The following is a 17,869-nucleotide window of genomic DNA, read 5'->3' as shown; positions in this document are numbered from 1 at the left end:
ACGCGGAGCCGGCGACACGGATACTTGAATAGCCGGCTTCCATCCTGACGGGTTAGCGCAGCATAGATTCCATCAGCAGCACTCATTCGCCCGCTTGGCGAAACACTCGTTTACAAGTGTGGGAAAATGGAAACGGCACCCCTAAAGGACCGCCGCCGTAGTCAGGCTGGCATCGCCGGATTGTCATGATCATGCTTTGTCAGCAATCGAGTCTTCTTTCACAGCCAATGCAGAGGCAATGTCTTCGGCAGCGATCTGTTGTGCGGCTGCTTGCAGGTAGGCTGGAAAGAGCGCGTGTGCTCTGGCCGCGGCGTCTTGGTTGGGGCTGTCTGCCAAATCACCATCAAAGGTGTATTTGATGGCCGTCACGGCAATGTTGTCGGCTGCCATCAACGTGTCTACTCGGCGGAGGTGTTTCAGTTGTTCACTCATTTGGTCTTCTCCCTGACTGCCAAATTCGTGGGTTAATCGCATTTTGCGCACTTCTGTGCACTCGATTTTTTTAAGTGCGCATTTGCAGCCCCGGGACGAGCAAAAAACGAACGCTTGCGAGCTTCATCCACACCTAGAGGGACCTTCAGCGTTCAAAATCGACCAGATTTCCCAAGACTAGCCTGCTGGGAGGGGCCTGCGGCCAATTTTGGAGTGGATAGGTTATGAGGTTATGAAGTATTGAGAGCATCAATAACGCAAAGAAATGAATGTCCCAGAGGGGTTCGAATAAATGAAATACCTATCAGTCGCATTGGTATTGATGGCTAGTCCTACAATTGCTGACGACGGACGGTATCAGGTCCTAAAAGAATCTGGGGATGGGACGTATCTCGTTCTCGATACACAGACAGGTGGGACCAAGATTTGTATTGGAAAGGTGTCGGAAGAAACCTGTATTGAGAATTCACGAGGCGGCGACGGCTAAAGTTTGCGTATTGATCTCATGTCTGTCTGTTCTCTAGGGTCTGCTCGCGGAGTGCCCAACGATACCCATGAGGGTTCTTAGATCGATAAGATTGAAGAGAGGGATACAGGTTCTCGCTCCCCATTCACCTCGGGACACCTGAGAACCGTGTTGAGTGATGCCTGAGGTAAACCCCAGGTACCTCTAGAGGATATAACAGGGGAACTCAGATGGTTTCTTTACTCATTAGGGAGTGATTTCGCGGAGGGCCTTGTTTTCATACTTATTCGACCCTCCCCAAAATGTCTCGTTCAGCCGTTAATGAGGACCTGAGAGACGTGCGTTTGTAGTGATCGCTGTTGGTCTAGTTCTGCATTTAGCACTGTGTTGACCTGAGTTTTATCTTCGAGTTCATAGATGCGTTGGTCGAGGATCTCAAAGACTGACTTTAGGTCCGTGGTTGTCCTTTATGGTACGGTTGGCTATTTGATCTTAGAACTTGATCACCAGCGGTGCAGACAACGCTTTTGCTTGCAGTTTGTCAGAGGTCTTGAGCGATATCTTGAACGCTCGGTTGCCACCAAAGGCGTACTGAATATCCTTAGGAATCGCCACCTTCACGTGCCATGTACTGCCGCGTCTTATGAAGTAGTCAACCATGCCAAAAAGCACCTTTTGTACCCAAACCGGTGGGCCCAAGTGGGAAAGTCAATGCTTTTAAGGGCTTAAGATGCAATGGCATCCCGTAGGGGAATCGAACCCCTCTTTCCAGGTTGAAAACCTGGCGTCCTAACCGATAGACGAACGGGACACAAACTGTGTTCGGGTCTTTAGGCAATCGGGATATCGGGCGCAAGCGGAAAAATCGCATCCGCCGCAGATTGTGGGCTCGTCATGCTTCAGGCGGGCGCTGCATCTTCAAGCCGCAATTGCACGCTGGCCTTTCCCCGAAATGAATTGACTTCAAGGCGCCCCGCAAGGTGAAAGGCTGCACCTCCGTGATCCATCAATGCCGGACCCAGAGGGCCATCAAAAGCGCCAAAGGCGATGGCATCAATTCGAGAGCCTCCGCGTGCACCGAAAGAGAGTTTCAGGTGCGATTCACCCACTCGCTTAGCATAAGATATCTGCATGGCCGCAAAGGCATAGCGCGGCGCTGGTGCGCCAGCGCCAAATGGCCCCGCGGAATCGATTTGTTCCAGCAAATGCACAGTTGCGGCATCTGGCATCAAAGCGCCACTCAGGCGCAGATCGGCAGGTCCCAGTGCGTCAGCCCCTTGCCTCGCCAGCAGATCTGACAAGCGGGCCATGGCTGCTTCTATCTTGTCCTCTTCAACTGTCAGGCCCGCGGCCATTTTGTGCCCGCCGCCTTTGATCAATAACCCTTCTGAGGCCAGCCGTTGGATAGGCGCACCGAGATCAATTCCGGACACTGACCGTCCTGATCCTTTGCCAATTCCATCTTCGACCCCGATCACGATTGAGGGGCGGTTGGTCGCCTCTTTGAGGCGTGATGCCACGATTCCGACCACGCCCGGATGCCAGCCGGGACCTGACGCCCATGCCAGCGCGCCGTCCTGTCCGCGTTCCTCACTTTGGCTGAGCGCAGCGGCGCGGACCGACGCCTCGATATCGCGCCGTTCAGAGTTGAGTGTGTTGAGTCGTTCAGCAAGAGCTGCGGCTTCGTGCGGATCATCTGTCGACAACAGGCGTGCGCCCAGATCGGCTTGCCCGATACGCCCGCCAGCGTTGATGCGCGGACCGAGCATGTAGCCAAGGTGATAGGGCGTGGGCGCTGTGTCCATGCCAGCCACATCCGCCAGAGCCACGAGGCCCGGACGGCTACGCCGTGCCATCACCGTCAGCCCTTGGCGTACGAAGGCGCGGTTCACGCCCACCAATGGGGCGACGTCGGCCACAGTGGCCAAGGCCACAAGATCGAGAAGGGCCATCAGATCCGGGCCTTTTTTGCCCACTTCGCGCATCTGGCGACCGGCTTCGACCAGCATCAGAAACACTACGGCAGCGGCGCACAGATGCGCCAGAGTGCCGTCTTCGTCCTGTCGGTTGGGATTGACGACGCTATGGGCGGAGGGGAGCGTTTCAAGGCCGAGGTGGTGATCCAGAACCACCACATCCGCGCCCTTGGCCGCCGCAATGGGGTCATGAGACAGGGTGCCACAATCCACACAAATGATCAGGTCATGATCCCGGGCGAGTGCGGCCATGGCGGCGTCATTGGGTCCATAGCCTTCATCGATCCGGTCCGGCACGTAGAGCGTTGCACTGCGCCCCAGATCGCGCAGCCACGTCACCAGAAGGGCTGCAGAGCTGCCACCATCAACGTCGTAGTCGGCGAAAATCGCAATGCGTTCGCGACTTGAGATGGCGTGCAAAACTCGGGTCGCAGCCTGTTCCATGTCGCGTAAAGATCGCGGGTCAGGCATCAGGTCGCGCAATGTCGGGGCCAGGTAGTCTTGCGCGGCGTTTGCATCGATACCCGCACGGGCAAGAATTTGGCACACAGGCTGGGGTAGGGCGGTCTGTTGCGCCAGCGCCTCAGCCGTCCTGGCCATATCGGCTGAAGGGCCAACCCATGTGCGCCCGCTCAGCGATTGTTCCACACCCAGAAACGCCACAGCGTCCTCCTTCATCTCGCCAAATAAACTCCCGCTCGAGGTGCGTAGCTCAACTCGCGCCTCAGATAAGGCGCAAGGTAGCTGAACGCACGACGCCCGTGGACGGTCAGACCGTGTGAACTGGCGTGCGATAGTTGATGCGCCGCACCGAACCGGTCTTGGAGCGCATCAGAAGCGTTTCGCACTCGAGCCACCCGGGTTCGCGGTGAACGGCGGCCAACAAAGACCCAGAGGTGACGCCGGTCGCTGCAAAGATCACATCCTGAGTGACCATTTCGTCGCGGCTGTAGATCCGGTTCAGGTCTGTGATCCCTGCCTTGGCCGCGCGCCCTTTTTCGTCGTCGTTGCGGAACAGCAACTGACCATAAATCTGACCGCCCATGCATTTGAGGGCTGCAGCGGCCAGCACACCTTCGGGCGCGCCACCTTCGCCCATGTACATGTCGATGCCTGTTGAGGGATCGGCGCAATGCATCACGCCCGCGACATCGCCGTCAGTGATCAAACGGATCGACGCGCCAGTGGCCCGCACGGCCTCGATCATCGCCTCGTGACGGGGGCGTTCAAGAATGCAGACTGTGATGTCCGACGTTTCGCACCCCTTAGCTTTTGCAAGGGCTGCCACCCGCTCGGCCGGTGTCATTTCTAAGGTCACGGTGTCCGCAGCAAAGCCCGGCCCAATCGCCAGCTTGTCCATATAGACGTCTGGTGCGTGCAGCATTGAACCGCGTGGACCCATCGCGATTACAGTCAGGGCGTTCGGCATGTCCTTGGCTGTCAGTGTGGTTCCTTCCAGCGGGTCGAGCGCGATGTCCACGCCGGGCCCGTTGCCTGTGCCAACCTCTTCGCCGATGAACAGCATCGGTGCTTCGTCCCGCTCGCCTTCGCCGATCACAACCACGCCTGCAATGTCGAGCATGTTCAATTGCTCGCGCATGGCATTCACAGCGGCCTGATCGGCGGCCTTTTCATCACCGTGCCCAACCAAACGGGCAGACGCCAATGCGGCGGCCTCGGAAACGCGGGCCAGACCAAGCGAGAGCATGCGGTCCTGAAAGATGGAGGGGGTGGTCATGGCAAAAGTCCTTTTCGTGATCAAACAGGGCGCTCAGACGGATTCGATGCGCAAAACAACGGGGTCGGAACGTAACACATCCGTGGCTTTCATTGCCTCAATTGCGTTGTCGAGGTCGGCACGGGTGGTTTTGTGGGTGACGATCAGCACGGGAGCCGTGGTATCCTCGTGTGCATATTGCCGCATCCGGTCGATGCTGACGCCTGCATCACCCAGCACGGTGGCGATCTTTGCAAGCGCTCCGGGTTTGTCGACCAGATCCATGCGCAGGTAATAGGGCGCGGGCAGGACCGACGCGGCGCGTTCGGCCTTTTTTAGCGAGGCCGCGGGTTGCCCAAAGACTGGCAGCCGAGTGCCACGTGCGATATCGCAGACATCACCCATCACGGCAGAGGCGGTCGGCCCTTCGCCAGCGCCGGGTCCACGCAGCACGATCTGTTCGACGGCGTCGCCTTCGATAGCGACCATATTGGTGCCGCCCTGCAATTGTCCCATAGGAGAGGTCGCGGGCACGAGGCAGGGCATCATGCGCTGTTCCAGACCGCGCCCCGTGCGTTGCGCCACGCCCAGAAGCTTGATCTTGAACCCCATGTCGTTTGCGTGCTGGATGTCTTCAATGCTGACCCGTTCGATGCCTTCAAGCTCAATTCCGTCAAAGTCGACCTGTGTTCCAAATGCGATAGAAGACAGGATGGCCAATTTGTGCGCTGCATCAATGCCGCCCACGTCCAGTTGCGGATCGGCTTCGAGATATCCAAGGGCGTCAGCTTCGGCAAAGACGTCTTCGTAGCTCAGCGACGCGCTTTCCATGCGGGTCAGAATGTAATTGCACGATCCGTTCATAACGCCAACGATGCGGGTCACGTCATTGCCGGCAAGCCCCTCGCTCAGGGCTTTGATCACAGGTATGCCCCCGGCCACAGCAGCCTCGTATCGCAAAGAAACATTAGCGTTTTCAGAATCTTCTGCCAGTGACTGGCCGTGGATGGCGAGCATCGCCTTATTGGCGGTCACGACGTTCTTTCCGGCGGCAATGGCTGCATCGACCGACGCTTTGGCCGGGCCGTCGGTCCCGCCCATCAGTTCGACATAGACGTCTACGTCATCCCGTTTTGCCAGTGCAACGGGGTCGTCTTCCCATGCATATGCGGACAGAGAGAAACCGCGATCCTTGTCGCGGCTGCGCGCGCTGACGGCTGTGATTGTGATATCGCGACCCGTGCGCATGGACAGCATGGCGGCATGCTGGCGAACGATTTTGACGACGCCGATGCCGACAGTTCCCAATCCGGCGATGCCAAGGCGCAGGGGTGCGTTCATGTGGGTGTCCTTTTCGTCATGCGCGCCGATTTTCGGGCGGTTTCTCGCGATGTAACGGGTTCTGGGATGGGGTGCAATTACCCTGCCGTGCGCAGGCTCAGTTGCGTGCCGCCTCTAGCTTGCGTTCGGTGTCTGCGTCGATAACGTCGCGTTGTTGCAAGTCAGCGGCCCGGGCGCGGAGTGCAGCAATGCGCCCGTCCAGCGACTGCGTGGTCTGGACCGGGTTTGCCACAACGGGGGCGCTGGCAATCAAAAGTGGTTCAAGCGGAACGAGTTTTGGGAAATCGGCATCCTTAAGGTCCGGCGCAACCGTGCCGTCCAATTCGGGGAATTGCGTGCAGGCGGCAAGCGTCAAGCACAGCAAAAGGGATGTGGCGCGTATCACGTGGCAGGTGTCCGCAAAAGGCAGCAGGTTCAAAAAGGATGCACGAAGGGGCCGTCTTGCGCAAGCGCCGCTTGGTTTTGAACGGTTGTTCAGTTAAACGCGACCCTATGCCCCGTACCATTGGATCACATTCTGATATCACCGGACCGCGCGTTCGAAGCGCAGCCCTCGCCTTGTTCGCCCGCCACGGATTTGCCGCCGTGTCCATGCGCCAGATTGCGGCGGATGTTGGGGTGCAGGCGGGTGCGCTTTACAACTATACGCCGGACAAACAGAGCCTGTTGTTTGACCTGATGCGCAGCCACATGGAGGAGTTGCTGGAGGCGTTGCCGATGGACTCCGATGCTCCGGCGGAAATGCAACTGGAAGACTTTGTGCGGTTTCACATCGCCTTTCATCATGAACGCCCGGATGCGGTTTTCATCGCCTACATGGAATTGAGAAACCTCGAGTCTGACAATTTTGCAGTAATTGAGGGGCTGCGCCGTCGTTACGAAACGGCGTTGGAGAGCATTCTGCGTGCAGGAGCAGCAGAAGGCGTTTTTTCAGTCCAGGATACGAAAGTTGCCACCTTGGCTGTGATTGCCATGCTCACAGGTGTGACCACGTGGTTTCGCCCCGAAGGCCGTCTGAGTTTGCGCGCTGTGCAGGATCAATACTGGGACATGGTGCGTCGAATGGTGTCGCCGGGTGGGACTGTTTAGCCCCTGCGGGCCTAAAGGCGCCCACCCACCGACCCGGTATTGCAGGTGAAGAGCGACGGGAACCACCACATCCGTTTGGTTCTCTCATTCCCGAGGACCTGTATGTACAGGTGGGTGCCAGGTAACCGGACCAGGATCCGGACAGAGCCAGCGCCCTCGGAATTGCTTAAGGCCACCGGAATGCAACCTGTCACGAGAAGGGCAGAACCCGTCACTGCGCTAGATAGGCGGTGTGTATCGGCGCGGCAAGTGTGGCAATTGTGCCTGTGGCTGACCGGCCCTTCAGAGAGGATTTTGGAAACAGAGAAGGGGCCCGACGCATTTAGCGTTAGGTGGTGTTGGGTGCACCTGTGTTTGAATTCAGGTGGTCGCGCAGGCTGGTTTCGAAGAAGTGCTGCCACCCGCGCCGGCACACGTCAAAGCAGGGCAGGGTGGGGCCGAGGCCTTCATGAGTTAGCTGGATTTTGCACCCTGTTTCAGTTGGCGTGATCTGCCAAAGGAGGCTTGTGCCAACCCATTCGGCTGCGTCCTCGACATCCTCTATGATCATATGCGCGTCGGTACATTTCCATTCAAAGGATAATGGGTTTGCCCCGGGTTCAAAGTGAAATGTCGCATGGCTGTTGTTGAACCGTGTGGTGAATCCGTTTGTGCGCTGTTCAATCCGGGTGGACCACCACTGTTCCAGATCGTCTGTGATCGCTTGCGCCGCCCTTTCGGGCGGCACAGTTGTCGAAATGCTTGCGCTATAGTCCATCAGTTATCTCCGTGTAGGGCGCCACGCATTTGCATGAGGTGGTCGTCCCAACCTTTGTCCAGAGCGAGCGTGAGACCGAAGGCCTCCGCACCTTGGGGCAGGCCTTCATGTTTCAGCGACAATTGAGTGCCGCCGGGCACATCACTGAGCGTCCATTGGACCGTACTGACCGCATCGCCCATTGGGCCCACTGTGAACGTGTATTCAAGATAGTCAGGCTTTTGCGCTTTGATCACTTCGCCCCAGATCAACAAATCGCCGCTGGTCGTGCCAAACATCTCCAGCTTTTCACCCGCAGCGATTGGCGTTTTCGGAGCGTGGAACCACTTGGCGAGATGTTCGGGTTGGGTGAGATAGTCCCAGACCAACTCACGTGGGGCTTTGAGATAGATCGTTTTGTTCAGCGTGGTGTCGGTCATTGGATGTCCTTTTCGATGGCAGTTTTCAGGTCGGCAAGGCGGTCGTCCCAGAAGTGGTCGAAGAATTCGAGCCAAGAGAGCACTGGCGCGAGGCCTAAGGGGTTGATCTGATTGATCCGTTCGCGTCCGCGGGCTTCGACAGTGATGAGGCCGCCGTCATTGAGCACGGTCAGGTGCTTTTTGACGGCGGCGCGTGTCATGTCGAAATGAGTGGAGACTTCGGCGATGGTCAGCGCGTTGGCGCTGAGCAATCGCATGATGTCGCGCCTGGTCGGATCGGCAAGGGCGCGAAAGGCGTTTTGGGTTTGGTCGGGCATGGTCTCGCAACGTGATACTTTTTGGTATCATAATAATGCGAAACCTTTTGGTATCATGTCAACCCCAGCGAATGCGCCCGAAGTTCTGCCATCTAAGTTATTCAGAAGTATCGATAAAACCGTATCGTTCCAGCTCTTCGGGAAGCAGAACATAGATCTCATCTGGTGGCGTGGTCAGTGCGTGCTGCATCAAAAGGGGGTTGATTCCCATCTGATCCAGATATGTCATGACCTCGCCCTGACCGCGCTGAATATCTTCTACCGCGAAGGCTGCGGGCAGGAACGTCTTTTCCCCGAAGTAGTGCTGATGCACGCCAATGTAGGCGTCGGGATCGATGTCTCGGGTGACCCCCGCGGCCAACACGTAAGGGCATGCCGAATAGCAGTATTCCCCTGCCAGCATTTGCGTGGCAATCCCGGCGGCGCGGATGTGGCGACCAAGAGCCAGTGCGTCAGCGACTGAGCCACCCGGAGATTGCAGGATCAATGTTTCGGGTGCAGGATCAGCAGCGTCAATCAGGCTGATCAGCCGTGCCGCGTCGCCGTCGCCGATAGCGCCTTCCAACCGGTAGGTGCCATCGCCCGTTGCGCTCAGTACCAATCTTTTGGGCAGTTGCCCGGGGTCGCGTGCGGGTTGAACGACTGGTCGATCCCGGTCTGGGCGAAAGGTGCGCCGTTGATCCCCGGGGCGAACGGGTTCTGTGAGGCGCGGCGCGTTTGGTCCAAACTGAGGCAGGCGCAGCCCTTGCATATCGCCAAGCACCAGCAATCCTCCAAGGCCCAATTGGAAGATCAGGATGCCCATAAGGACCCGCGCGACGGGACCGCGTTCTTTGCCTGTGCCCGAATTCATTCGGCTGCCCGATGAGGCAGAGGGCGCGGTGGTTCCGGCTGGTCACGCTCGTGCAGCGTGTTTTCGACGTCGCGCATCGCGGCCATTGCGGCGCGCAATTCGGCCAGTGTCAGCGTGTCTTCGATGGCCGCCCCTTCGCGCCCTCCTCGGATGGCCGATTGGGTGATCGCGAGGATAAAGACCAACACCGCCGGCAAAAGGTCGATGGCGATAGCCCCGGCCCACGAAGGTACGAAGTTGCGGGCATAAAGGATGACAGCATCGGCCGAAGAGATTGGCGTGTAGGTTACATCGCCGGCCGGTTGCAGGGCCTGAACGGTTTGCGCGGCGCGCTCTAGAGTGTTGGCGCGCTGGGCCAACACTTCAAGCACCGAGGTGATCGTCGCGGCCTGATCCGCACGGCCTTCAGTTGTGCTGCCATCAAGTTCGGGCAGAACAACCGAGGCGGCGAGGTCCTGAGCCGCCCTTTCGACTAGGGGCGCAACGGAGAGCTGGCGCAGTTGCGTAATCAGGCCTGCTAGGCGCACGGCCTGTTCTGAAAATTCAACGCTTCGTGCCTCGACGGGGCCGGGTTCGACGGTCAGGGCCCGCATGCGCGACAGGATCGCGTTGCCTTCGGCAAAGGCGGCCTCAACCAGTGGGGTCTGCGCGCTGATTTGACCCTCAAGCCCCGAGAGTTCCGCAGATTTCTGGCGCAACACCCGGAAAACAGCGCCGCGACCCGCAAGACCGGACAGGGAGCCTGCGGCTTCTTGTTCGGAGAGGTCTTCGAAAGATTGGCGGACCCGCGCGACATCGCGTTCCAGCGATTGGCCGGTCAGTGCGACCTCATGCGCGCTCAAGGCTGACCTGATAGTCTTGAACGGTCTTGGCCAAATGCTGTTCAACGGCAGCTGATCCGGCAAGGGCCGCAGCATTGAGCCATGAGGACATGGCCACAATTGCAAGTGATCCAGCCCCCATGGCCAGCATCAGACCGATGCGTGCGCGCGCCGAGCGCACGGCCGGAAAAAGGCGGATCATGTAAGACCAGAAGACGAAGATGCCCACCGATACGGCCACCGAATAGGCGATGGCCGCAAAGACGGACATAGCCCCGTTTTCGTCAAGCAGAGAAGAAACCCCAAGATAGGTGTATATGCCAGAGGCGGTGGCCAGCACCCCAAGTGCCGTGCCCGAAAACGTGTCCAGCCAGCCAAGGTGTCCTTCAAGCTCGCGTGCGTAGCGTACGCCGCGCGCTTGGGCCGCATCGGAGCGGGTGTCGTCTGTCATATCTGTCCCCCGGTTGGTTGGAGATAAGGTAGTGGTGCGGGTCGCTGACGCCAAGGGTTCGGGACGTGCGCTTGCTTTTGTTCAGGTTTTGTTCATATTTGTTTTCATGCGAAATGCGCGTGATCCTGCCCCTATGGTGCCCGACCTGATGCCCGGTCAATTGCTTGCACGCGGCGTGTCGCGCCATTTGGCCAGCCTTGGTTGGGTCACCGTGGAAGAGCTGGTGCCGACCCGTGGTTTGCGGGTTGATGTGATGGCGCTTGGCCCCAAGGGAGAAATCTGGGTGGTTGAGTGCAAGTCGAGCCGCGCGGACTTCGTTGGTGATTCCAAGTGGGAGGGGTATCTGGAGTGGTGTGATCGGTTCTTTTGGGCAGTCGACGCCGACTTTCCGGTCGATCTGCTGCCTGAAGACAGTGGGTTAATCATCGCAGACGCCTATGACGCTGAAATTATCCGAGTGGGCGACGAAGACAAGCTCGCGCCGGCCCGACGCAAAGCGATGGTACACATCTTTGCCAAGCACGCGGCGCGTCGCCTGCAAGGCTTGCGCGATCCGGGAGCCGGGCTCGGCTGGTAGCTAACGGGCAAAGCTTGCAGACACGCGCTTTCGCTGCAGGGCAGGTGTTGCGCAATTCTCATGCGGGCACAGGATGTGACCAAGATGTGGATGATACGGTTGACGGAGGGTTGCGCATTGGTCAACAAAAAGACCGTTATCACCCAAAAAGGCCTCAGCCGCGATGTCCGTCAATCCATTGGAATTTCTACCTCTCTGGGCATATTTCTCGGTCACAGTGGTTTTTATCGGCATCGCTGTCTACACAGGGTGGACGGTGGGCGCGCGCAGCTTTGAGCGGTCCGGCGAAGTGGAAGGACCGTCGATCGGGATTACGGTCGGTGCGTTGCTCAGCCTGACAGGGTTTTTGCTAGCCTTCACATTTAGCATGGTTAACGCGCGGTTTGAGGATCGCAGGCAAACCGTATTAATCGAGGCGAACGCTATTGGAACTGCGTATCTTCGTACGGACCTATTGCCCGAGCCAAAAGGGTCAGAGGCCAGAGAATTACTGCGGCAATATATCGATCTTAGGATTGTAACCCACGCGTTCAGTTCTACCGACCCAGAAGTCGATCAAGTCATTTCGGAGTCCGAAGCTCTTCAAGCTGCGCTGTGGGCCGTTGCGACGGAAGTCGCGCAAAGCGCGCCGACGCCAATTTCTGGCTACTTCGTGCAATCGATCAATGAGGTGATCGACGTTCATTCGGTTCGGGTCATTTTTGGGACCCGCAGCACTATTCCAACAGAAATATGGGTGTGTCTGTACGTGCTGGCGGCAATCGGCATGGCTGCATCCGGGTTTCTGGCCGCGAACAGTGGTGGGCGTAACATCTATCCGACGTTTGCACTGGTTTTAACCTTTGCGGCCATTCTGACAATCATCACTGATCTCGACAATCCCGGTCAGGGCGCGATGCGCACAGATCAGGCGGCACTTATCGATCAAGCTGCCTTGATGGCGCCGGGAACCTAGTTAATCGTGCAAATCGCCGTGCTGACTTAGCGACGCATGGCCGTGGCGGCCTTGGCCGCAGCGCGGATTTCGTCGGCGATTTCATTCGCCTCGTCCGGGTCAAAATCCATGGGGATTTCCACGCCTTTGGATTCGATGAAGATGCGCACCATGCCCTGATCGGTCGGACCGATCTGCATGTTGGCTTCGATGTCGCGTTCGCTGTTGATACCCATATGCGCCTCCGGGATGACCGTTTTCTGCTAGCGTTTGTCGCCTTGAAACGCAAGATGACGCCGTGCACAGTTCTGGCCATGACAAATGTGATCCTGCGCCCCTTTGAATCTGCCGACAAAGACTGGCTGGTTGAGCGGCACGCCACCCTTTATGCGCGCGACGAGGGCTTTGATGATACGTTTGGCCCACTTGTCCGCAGTATCCTTGATGCCTTTTGCGCGGCACATGATCCGGCTTGTGAACGGGGTTGGATTGCCGCTGAAGGCGACCAGCGACTTGGGTCCATCTTTTGTGTGCGCCTTGATGCAAAGACGGCCAAACTGCGCCTGTTTCTACTGGTGCCAGAGGCGCGTGGCAAAGGTGTCGGGCGACGCCTTTTGGAACAATGCATGGGGTTCGCTAGGGACAAGGGATATTCAGGGATGCAGCTTTGGACCCATGAAAGTCACAGTGCGGCTTGCGCGCTTTACCGGCGGGCTGGCTGGACGTTGACAGAGTCGCACCCGGTCCGGTCATTTGGTCAGGATCTGATAGAGCAGACGTGGATTTATCGGTTTTGACGCTCTTGCAATCGCGCATACTCGAGAGTATTTGAGCGTCAGTGCCGCCTTAGCTCAGTAGGTTAGAGCGCTTGATTGTGGATCAAGAGGTCCCTGGTTCGAGACCAGGAGGTGGTACCACCGCACTTTTCGCAAAGCGAATGGTGACAGTGGGACAAGAGTGTTTTTGAAGAAAACCCGCAGTCCTACACAGCTGATCCTTAAAATTTAGGATTTCGTCGTTTGGCCGAACTGTTTGCCTGCCGGCAAATGCGCCCACCTGCCGACCCACAGATTATTTCCCAAACGTCCATCTGATAGCCTGTTTCTGAAGACGGTTTCTGCCACCGCGCACGTCTGACAGTGCAGCAACTGCTTTAGTCCAGTACAATCGTCTGACGCAGCGTCCCGGTCACCTGATCATAGATCAGAATCTGATCATCCTTCGTAACGATGCCAAACCAGTCTGAGCCCACCGTAAACGCTGTCGCGGTCGCACCGTCGGGCAATGTAACCTGTTCGGGCAATGGCAGCGGCGCCGGGTCACCATTCAGGCGGATGACAAGCAGTGAGACCACGGTTACAACGCCGCCAATCATTATGACCGTCAACACGGTCACAAGTCGGCGCAGGAACCGCAGATTTGCCGGTTCAAGAGGGGTCTCGATGTCGTCCAACCACCTGTCCTTTGTTATTGCGGATGATCCGCCTGCACGTCTTGATAAGGCGATTGCACGCGACGTGCCAGAGGGGGCGGCATTGTCCCGGACTCGACTGGCGCGGCTGATTGCCGATGGTGCGGTGATGGTGGATGGAGTCGCCGCCTCTGACCCAAAGGCCCGCGTGGCGGCAGGTGCTGTGATTGGGGTTGTGGTCGAAGAGGCGCAGGAAAGTCATATTTTGCCAGAAGCAATCGCGCTCGATGTCGTCTATGAAGATGCAGACCTGATTGTCGTCAACAAGCCAGCGGGCATGGTCGTGCATCCAGCACCGGGGTCACCGTCTGGTACATTGGTCAACGCGCTGATGCATCACTGCGGCGATGACCTGTCCGGAGTAGGGGGCATGAAACGCCCCGGTATCGTGCATCGTATTGACAAGGACACCAGTGGGTTGCTGGTTGTCGCCAAGTCCGATGCGGCTCATCATGGTCTTGCCGCTCAGTTCGCTGCTCACACAGTTGAGCGTTATTATCGCGCCTTGGTTTATGGTGTTCCGGACGCCAATGACCCGCGCCTGCGCGGGATCAAGGGGGCCAGTTTTGAAACCGGGAACGTGTTGAAGCTGACCACGCAACTGGCGCGACACAAGACAGACCGGCAACGTCAGGCCGTGCTTTTTCAAGGGGGGCGTCACGCCGTCACACGCGCACGTTTGGTCGCCCGGTACGGCACGCCGGAGGTACTGGCCCAGATCGAATGTTGGCTGGAAACCGGGCGCACGCATCAAATCCGGGTGCACATGGCCCATGCCGGGCATGGATTGGTGGGCGATCCGGTCTATGGCGGGCGGCGTAAACTGGCGCGTGGGGCGTTAAGCGAGGCGGCGACGGAGGCTGTTTCTGGGTTTGGCAGGCAGGCCCTGCACGCTGCGGTATTGGGATTCGTACATCCGGTTTCCGAAGAAAACATGCGCTTTGAGGCGCCGTTGCCGCACGATTTTCAGACTCTCTTGGACGTCCTAGTCTGAAACGTCACTCCGGTTTTGTAACATTTTGAGTTAGAAACTGGTCGGTACACAACGCGAAATTCCGAAAATGTGCCAATTCTGAAATGAACAGCACATGCGCGTGAAAACACAGTGCTATGGCTACCGGTGCCCCTGTAAACGTGGCATTTTCTTCTCAATCGCTTTTGCCCTTGAAGGGGGCCGTTAGCGCACCCATATAGATGTTAAGCCCATAAACATCCTCGTAAGGGATGGGGTACACAGGAGGGATAATACATGGCCAATTATGCAAATTTGCCCGCACCCACGCCCGAAGGTGGGTTGAACCGTTATATGCAGGAAATCCGCAAGTTTCCGCTGCTGGAGCCTGAAGAAGAATACATGCTGGCCAAGGCATGGGTTGAAAAAGAAGACACTGGCGCCGCCCACAAAATGGTGACGTCACATTTGCGCCTCGCGGCCAAGATCGCGATGGGCTACCGCGGCTACGGCTTGCCGCAGGCCGAAGTGATTTCCGAGGCCAATGTGGGCCTGATGCAAGCGGTGAAACGCTTTGACCCTGAAAAAGGCTTCCGTCTTGCCACCTATGCGATGTGGTGGATTCGCGCATCGATACAGGAATACATCCTGCGGTCCTGGAGCTTGGTGAAACTCGGTACGACGTCTGCACAGAAAAAGCTGTTCTTCAACCTGCGTAAGGCGAAGAACAAGATCGGCGCCTTGGAAGAAGGCGACATGCGCCCAGAAAACGTGGCGCGCATCGCGACCGATCTTGGTGTGACTGAAACTGAAGTCATCAGCATGAACCGCCGTTTGTCCGGTGGGGACGCGTCGCTGAACGCGACTGTCGGCTCCGAGGGCGAAGGCTCCATGCAGTGGCAGGACTGGCTGGAGGACGAAAGTGCTGATCAGGCGGGCGACTATGAGGCGCGCGACGAGTTGGAAGTGCGACGTGAAATGCTCGCGGAGGCGTTGGAAGTGCTGAATGATCGGGAAAAAGACATCCTGACCCAGCGCCGTCTGGCAGAAAAGGTGATCACGCTCGAAGATCTGTCAGAACAATACGGTGTCAGCCGTGAACGCATCCGTCAAATCGAGGTGCGTGCCTTCGAAAAGTTGCAAAAAAAGATGCGCGACATCGCGAAGGCCAAGGGATTGATGGCCACGGCTTAATCTAGGGTTTTGCAAGATTTGAAGGCCCCGCAAAATGTGCGGGGCCTTTTTTAGTGTCTGAGAATCCTGTTATCCGGTGATGCCGCGCTGACAAGCAACCACCGCGTCGAGCCCGGGACCAATTTTGAGAGCAGCGAGGTTCACAGTCACAGTAGTGCCACTGGACGAGGCGATCTCCATGCTCAAACGCTCTCTGAGGTCATACTCAAGCGTCTGGTCGCGAGACACAATAACGCCACCGTAATATCCGTCCCGCTCAACGGTCGATGCGACCCCGGCATATGTGTTTGGTCCGATGTTAACGACGACGACCTCTTCTGGATTGACGTCTGCCGGGCGCTCGCCGGGAACATAGATAGCGACGAACCCAAAGCTGTCATTCGGCCCAGTCCCAAGCATCGCAGCTTCGGTTCCGATTTGCATGACAATACCCTGATCGGATTCATGTTCCATGAAACACCCTTGGGTGGCTTCATTGACGAAGATATTCCAAGTGCCTTCAGTGGATTTGAAGTCGTAAGGTTGCGCTGTCACCAGTGTTGCGGATGCAGTCACGATCGCTGCAAAAACGGACAACACCCTTGTTTTGAAATGGTTTGGGCTGGTCATGTAGGTCGCTCCCTATTGCGGTTGTGTTGGCTGGATACCACCGTAAGGTATAGTGCGACTATGACAAGACGCACCGCGTCTTGTTGGTGGACTTGGGATCAACTGGCCTTTGTAATTTGATCCGGACAGTGAGGATTTGAACAGATGCAAGCACTTCGATGGGGAATACTGGGCGCCGCAAAATTTGCACGTGAGCACATGGCGCCAGCCATTCATGCGGCAAATGAGGCCGAACTCGTCGCCCTTGCGACGTCGTCTGTGGAAAAGGCAGAAGGGTTCCAGGCGTTTTGCCCCAGCCTGAAAGTGCATGACAGTTACGAGGCGTTGCTGGCTGATCCGGGCATTGATGCGGTTTACATTCCTCTGCCCAATCATTTGCATGTGGAGTGGTCCCTGAAAGCGCTTGCCGCCGGGAAACATGTACTGTGTGAAAAGCCGATGGCGATGGCGGCATCGGAATACGCCGCACTGATCGAGGCGCGCGATACTTCGGGGTGCTTTGCCACCGAAGCCTATATGATCGTGCACCATCCCCAGTGGCAGCATGCGCGCGCGCTCTATCAGGAGGGCGAGATCGGTCGGCTTGTTCATGTCGAGGGGCTGTTTTGTTACGACAATGCGTCTGACCCTGGAAACGTGCGCAACAAGCCCGACACGGGCGGCGGCGGCATTCCTGATATCGGGGTTTACACTTATGGGGCGACCCGCTGGCTGAGTGGGGAAGAACCTGACACGATCACCCATGCAGATGTGGATTTTGAAAACGGCGTGGACGTGCTGGCGCGGGTCTCGGCCCGGTTTCCAACCTTTTCGGCACACTGGGTCAACTCCATGCGGATGCATCCATTTCAGCAGATGACTTTTGTTGGCACAGAAGGGGTGATCAAGATGACGGCCCCGTTCAATGCAGGTGTGTTTGGGACGGCGCGGTTGGAATTGCAAAAGAATGCAGGGTCAGCAGATCAACCCCCTGCGATCACGGAACAGCGGTTTCCCGGTGTGAACCAATATGTGCGGCAGGTTGAAGCCTTTGGGGCGCATGTTCGCGACGGGGCGGCGTACCCATGGCATCTGGAAGATGCGCGGGGGACGCAAAGCATGATTGACGCGGTATTCGCGAAGGCGCGGGGTGGGTGAACGGTTCTTTGGAGAGAGATTTGCCGGCGAGATGAAGGAGAGATCATGGCGGGTGGTTGGGCCAAGGACGGCGCGGTGTCCGAGCAGATAGAAGCATCGATTTCAGACGAGTTGGCCCGGATGAAGGGGCGGCGGGCGCCGGTGGGTGAGAGCCTTGAATTCTGCGCGGAATGTGAGGAGCCGATCCCTGAGGCGCGGCGCTTGGCTATTCCGGGTGTGAAGCTGTGCGTGGACTGTGTGACCGAACGAGACGCGGCCTTTCAGCGGCGTCGCGGGATAAACAGACGGGGCAGTAAGGATTCCCAGTTGAAGTGAGGTGTCCCACGCTGGGACATGCCCCCGGACACGTATTTTCA

General features: G+C 57.6%; 21 protein-coding genes, 2 tRNA genes and 1 pseudogene. 9 read left to right on the top strand and 15 right to left on the bottom strand.

The window, feature by feature from the left end; translation table 11 throughout:
• Positions 1-189 precede the first annotated feature (189 nt).
• The 7 genes from ABJD00_RS20860 to ABJD00_RS20830 form a co-directional block, all read right to left on the bottom strand.
• Positions 190-432: a hypothetical protein gene (locus ABJD00_RS20860; RefSeq protein ID WP_413830782.1), complete on the bottom strand. Its 243-nt coding sequence runs from the start codon at positions 430-432 to the stop codon at positions 190-192.
• Positions 433-1,390: 958 nt separating this feature from the next.
• Positions 1,391-1,558 (bottom strand): DUF6538 domain-containing protein, encoded by a 168-nt coding sequence (locus ABJD00_RS20855; protein WP_413830780.1) that lies wholly within the window; start codon positions 1,556-1,558, stop codon positions 1,391-1,393.
• 76 nt (positions 1,559-1,634) lie between these two features.
• Positions 1,635-1,709 (bottom strand) — tRNA-Glu (locus tag ABJD00_RS20850).
• Positions 1,710-1,797: 88 nt separating this feature from the next.
• Positions 1,798-3,537, bottom strand: a complete 1,740-nt coding sequence (gene recJ, locus ABJD00_RS20845; RefSeq protein ID WP_413830778.1) for a single-stranded-DNA-specific exonuclease RecJ — start codon at positions 3,535-3,537, stop codon at positions 1,798-1,800.
• A gap of 106 nt (positions 3,538-3,643) precedes the next feature.
• Positions 3,644-4,612: a class II fructose-bisphosphatase gene (gene glpX / locus ABJD00_RS20840; RefSeq protein WP_413830776.1), complete on the bottom strand. Its 969-nt coding sequence runs from the start codon at positions 4,610-4,612 to the stop codon at positions 3,644-3,646.
• Between the two features lie 33 nt (positions 4,613-4,645).
• Positions 4,646-5,932, bottom strand: coding sequence for a homoserine dehydrogenase (locus tag ABJD00_RS20835; protein ID WP_413830774.1), 1,287 nt, complete (start codon positions 5,930-5,932; stop codon positions 4,646-4,648).
• A 97-nt stretch (positions 5,933-6,029) separates the two neighbouring features.
• Entirely contained in the window at positions 6,030-6,317 is a 288-nt protein-coding gene (locus tag ABJD00_RS20830; RefSeq protein WP_413830772.1) for a hypothetical protein, read from the bottom strand.
• 107 nt (positions 6,318-6,424) lie between these two features.
• Between ABJD00_RS20830 and ABJD00_RS20825 the strand changes: the two genes are divergently transcribed.
• Complete coding sequence (locus ABJD00_RS20825; protein WP_413830770.1) at positions 6,425-7,021, top strand: TetR/AcrR family transcriptional regulator; 597 nt, start codon at positions 6,425-6,427, stop codon at positions 7,019-7,021.
• Between the two features lie 328 nt (positions 7,022-7,349).
• Here the strand turns inward: ABJD00_RS20825 and ABJD00_RS20820 are convergent, their stop codons facing one another.
• The 5 genes and pseudogenes from ABJD00_RS20820 to ABJD00_RS20800 form a co-directional block, all read right to left on the bottom strand.
• The gene (locus ABJD00_RS20820; protein WP_413830768.1) at positions 7,350-7,778 is read right to left on the bottom strand and encodes a hypothetical protein; all 429 of its coding nucleotides are present in this window, start codon (positions 7,776-7,778) and stop codon (positions 7,350-7,352) included.
• Complete coding sequence (locus tag ABJD00_RS20815) at positions 7,778-8,197, bottom strand: SRPBCC family protein (RefSeq protein WP_413830766.1); 420 nt, start codon at positions 8,195-8,197, stop codon at positions 7,778-7,780. The genes ABJD00_RS20820 and ABJD00_RS20815 overlap by 1 nt, the downstream gene beginning before the upstream one ends.
• The gene (locus ABJD00_RS20810; RefSeq protein WP_413830764.1) at positions 8,194-8,514 is read right to left on the bottom strand and encodes an ArsR/SmtB family transcription factor; all 321 of its coding nucleotides are present in this window, start codon (positions 8,512-8,514) and stop codon (positions 8,194-8,196) included. The genes ABJD00_RS20815 and ABJD00_RS20810 overlap by 4 nt, the downstream gene beginning before the upstream one ends.
• Positions 8,515-8,611: 97 nt before the next feature.
• Positions 8,612-9,367 carry a hypothetical protein gene (locus tag ABJD00_RS20805; protein ID WP_413830762.1) on the bottom strand — a complete coding sequence of 252 codons (756 nt, stop codon included), beginning with the start codon at positions 9,365-9,367 and terminating at the stop codon, positions 8,612-8,614.
• Positions 9,364-10,639, bottom strand: a pseudogene (locus ABJD00_RS20800) (hypothetical protein). The gene ABJD00_RS20805 and the pseudogene ABJD00_RS20800 overlap by 4 nt, the downstream one beginning before the upstream one ends.
• A 133-nt stretch (positions 10,640-10,772) precedes the next feature.
• On the opposite strand from ABJD00_RS20800, the gene ABJD00_RS20795 reads away from it, so the two are divergent.
• Entirely contained in the window at positions 10,773-11,216 is a 444-nt protein-coding gene (locus ABJD00_RS20795) for an MmcB family DNA repair protein (protein WP_413830919.1), read from the top strand.
• Between the two features lie 163 nt (positions 11,217-11,379).
• The gene (locus ABJD00_RS20790) at positions 11,380-12,171 is read left to right on the top strand and encodes a hypothetical protein (protein WP_413830760.1); all 792 of its coding nucleotides are present in this window, start codon (positions 11,380-11,382) and stop codon (positions 12,169-12,171) included.
• Between the two features lie 26 nt (positions 12,172-12,197).
• Here the strand turns inward: ABJD00_RS20790 and ABJD00_RS20785 are convergent, their stop codons facing one another.
• The gene (locus ABJD00_RS20785; protein WP_413830758.1) at positions 12,198-12,386 is read right to left on the bottom strand and encodes a DUF6324 family protein; all 189 of its coding nucleotides are present in this window, start codon (positions 12,384-12,386) and stop codon (positions 12,198-12,200) included.
• Positions 12,387-12,464: 78 nt separating this feature from the next.
• On the opposite strand from ABJD00_RS20785, the gene ABJD00_RS20780 reads away from it, so the two are divergent.
• Both ABJD00_RS20780 and ABJD00_RS20775 read left to right on the top strand, forming a co-directional pair.
• On the top strand, positions 12,465-12,947 hold the full coding sequence (locus ABJD00_RS20780; protein ID WP_413830917.1) for a GNAT family N-acetyltransferase: 483 nt from the start codon (positions 12,465-12,467) through the stop codon (positions 12,945-12,947).
• 43 nt (positions 12,948-12,990) lie between these two features.
• A tRNA-His gene (locus ABJD00_RS20775) sits at positions 12,991-13,067 on the top strand.
• A 236-nt stretch (positions 13,068-13,303) separates the two neighbouring features.
• Here the strand turns inward: ABJD00_RS20775 and ABJD00_RS20770 are convergent.
• Positions 13,304-13,603 (bottom strand): DUF6476 family protein, encoded by a 300-nt coding sequence (locus ABJD00_RS20770; protein ID WP_413830756.1) that lies wholly within the window; start codon positions 13,601-13,603, stop codon positions 13,304-13,306.
• Between ABJD00_RS20770 and ABJD00_RS20765 the strand changes: the two genes are divergently transcribed.
• Both ABJD00_RS20765 and rpoH read left to right on the top strand, forming a co-directional pair.
• Positions 13,593-14,615 (top strand): RluA family pseudouridine synthase, encoded by a 1,023-nt coding sequence (locus ABJD00_RS20765; protein WP_413830754.1) that lies wholly within the window; start codon positions 13,593-13,595, stop codon positions 14,613-14,615. The genes ABJD00_RS20770 and ABJD00_RS20765 overlap by 11 nt on opposite strands.
• A gap of 255 nt (positions 14,616-14,870) precedes the next feature.
• On the top strand, positions 14,871-15,767 hold the full coding sequence (gene rpoH, locus ABJD00_RS20760; RefSeq protein ID WP_413830752.1) for an RNA polymerase sigma factor RpoH: 897 nt from the start codon (positions 14,871-14,873) through the stop codon (positions 15,765-15,767).
• Positions 15,768-15,836: 69 nt separating this feature from the next.
• Here rpoH and ABJD00_RS20755 read toward each other — a convergent pair whose 3' ends face one another.
• Positions 15,837-16,376 carry a hypothetical protein gene (locus ABJD00_RS20755; protein ID WP_413830750.1) on the bottom strand — a complete coding sequence of 180 codons (540 nt, stop codon included), beginning with the start codon at positions 16,374-16,376 and terminating at the stop codon, positions 15,837-15,839.
• Positions 16,377-16,520: 144 nt separating this feature from the next.
• On the opposite strand from ABJD00_RS20755, the gene ABJD00_RS20750 reads away from it, so the two are divergent.
• Positions 16,521-17,513, top strand: a complete 993-nt coding sequence (locus ABJD00_RS20750) for a Gfo/Idh/MocA family protein (protein WP_413830748.1) — start codon at positions 16,521-16,523, stop codon at positions 17,511-17,513.
• Positions 17,514-17,558: 45 nt separating this feature from the next.
• Positions 17,559-17,828, top strand: coding sequence for a DksA/TraR family C4-type zinc finger protein (locus ABJD00_RS20745; protein WP_413830746.1), 270 nt, complete (start codon positions 17,559-17,561; stop codon positions 17,826-17,828).
• The last annotated feature ends 41 nt before the right edge of the window (positions 17,829-17,869 follow it).

This window comes from Tateyamaria sp., assembly GCF_039945315.1.
Lineage (GTDB): Bacteria > Pseudomonadota > Alphaproteobacteria > Rhodobacterales > Rhodobacteraceae > Tateyamaria.
This window is presented reverse-complemented; position numbering and strand designations above follow the sequence as displayed.

Bases quoted from the DNA above. Each gene is read 5' to 3' on its own strand.
- ABJD00_RS20860 (WP_413830782.1), bottom strand. From the start codon at position 432: ATGAGTGAACAACTGAAACACCTCCGCCGAGTAGACACGTTGATGGCA.
- ABJD00_RS20855 (WP_413830780.1), bottom strand. From the start codon at position 1,558: ATGGTTGACTACTTCATAAGACGCGGCAGTACATGGCACGTGAAGGTG.
- glpX (WP_413830776.1), bottom strand. From the start codon at position 4,612: ATGACCACCCCCTCCATCTTTCAGGACCGCATGCTCTCGCTTGGTCTG.
- ABJD00_RS20835 (WP_413830774.1), bottom strand. From the start codon at position 5,932: ATGAACGCACCCCTGCGCCTTGGCATCGCCGGATTGGGAACTGTCGGC.
- ABJD00_RS20825 (WP_413830770.1), top strand. From the start codon at position 6,425: ATGCCCCGTACCATTGGATCACATTCTGATATCACCGGACCGCGCGTT.
- ABJD00_RS20820 (WP_413830768.1), bottom strand. From the start codon at position 7,778: ATGGACTATAGCGCAAGCATTTCGACAACTGTGCCGCCCGAAAGGGCG.
- ABJD00_RS20815 (WP_413830766.1), bottom strand. From the start codon at position 8,197: ATGACCGACACCACGCTGAACAAAACGATCTATCTCAAAGCCCCACGT.
- ABJD00_RS20810 (WP_413830764.1), bottom strand. From the start codon at position 8,514: ATGCCCGACCAAACCCAAAACGCCTTTCGCGCCCTTGCCGATCCGACC.
- ABJD00_RS20805 (WP_413830762.1), bottom strand. From the start codon at position 9,367: ATGAATTCGGGCACAGGCAAAGAACGCGGTCCCGTCGCGCGGGTCCTT.
- ABJD00_RS20795 (WP_413830919.1), top strand. From the start codon at position 10,773: ATGGTGCCCGACCTGATGCCCGGTCAATTGCTTGCACGCGGCGTGTCG.
- ABJD00_RS20790 (WP_413830760.1), top strand. From the start codon at position 11,380: ATGTCCGTCAATCCATTGGAATTTCTACCTCTCTGGGCATATTTCTCG.
- ABJD00_RS20785 (WP_413830758.1), bottom strand. From the start codon at position 12,386: ATGGGTATCAACAGCGAACGCGACATCGAAGCCAACATGCAGATCGGT.
- ABJD00_RS20780 (WP_413830917.1), top strand. From the start codon at position 12,465: ATGACAAATGTGATCCTGCGCCCCTTTGAATCTGCCGACAAAGACTGG.
- ABJD00_RS20765 (WP_413830754.1), top strand. From the start codon at position 13,593: ATGTCGTCCAACCACCTGTCCTTTGTTATTGCGGATGATCCGCCTGCA.
- rpoH (WP_413830752.1), top strand. From the start codon at position 14,871: ATGGCCAATTATGCAAATTTGCCCGCACCCACGCCCGAAGGTGGGTTG.
- ABJD00_RS20755 (WP_413830750.1), bottom strand. From the start codon at position 16,376: ATGACCAGCCCAAACCATTTCAAAACAAGGGTGTTGTCCGTTTTTGCA.
- ABJD00_RS20750 (WP_413830748.1), top strand. From the start codon at position 16,521: ATGCAAGCACTTCGATGGGGAATACTGGGCGCCGCAAAATTTGCACGT.
- ABJD00_RS20745 (WP_413830746.1), top strand. From the start codon at position 17,559: ATGGCGGGTGGTTGGGCCAAGGACGGCGCGGTGTCCGAGCAGATAGAA.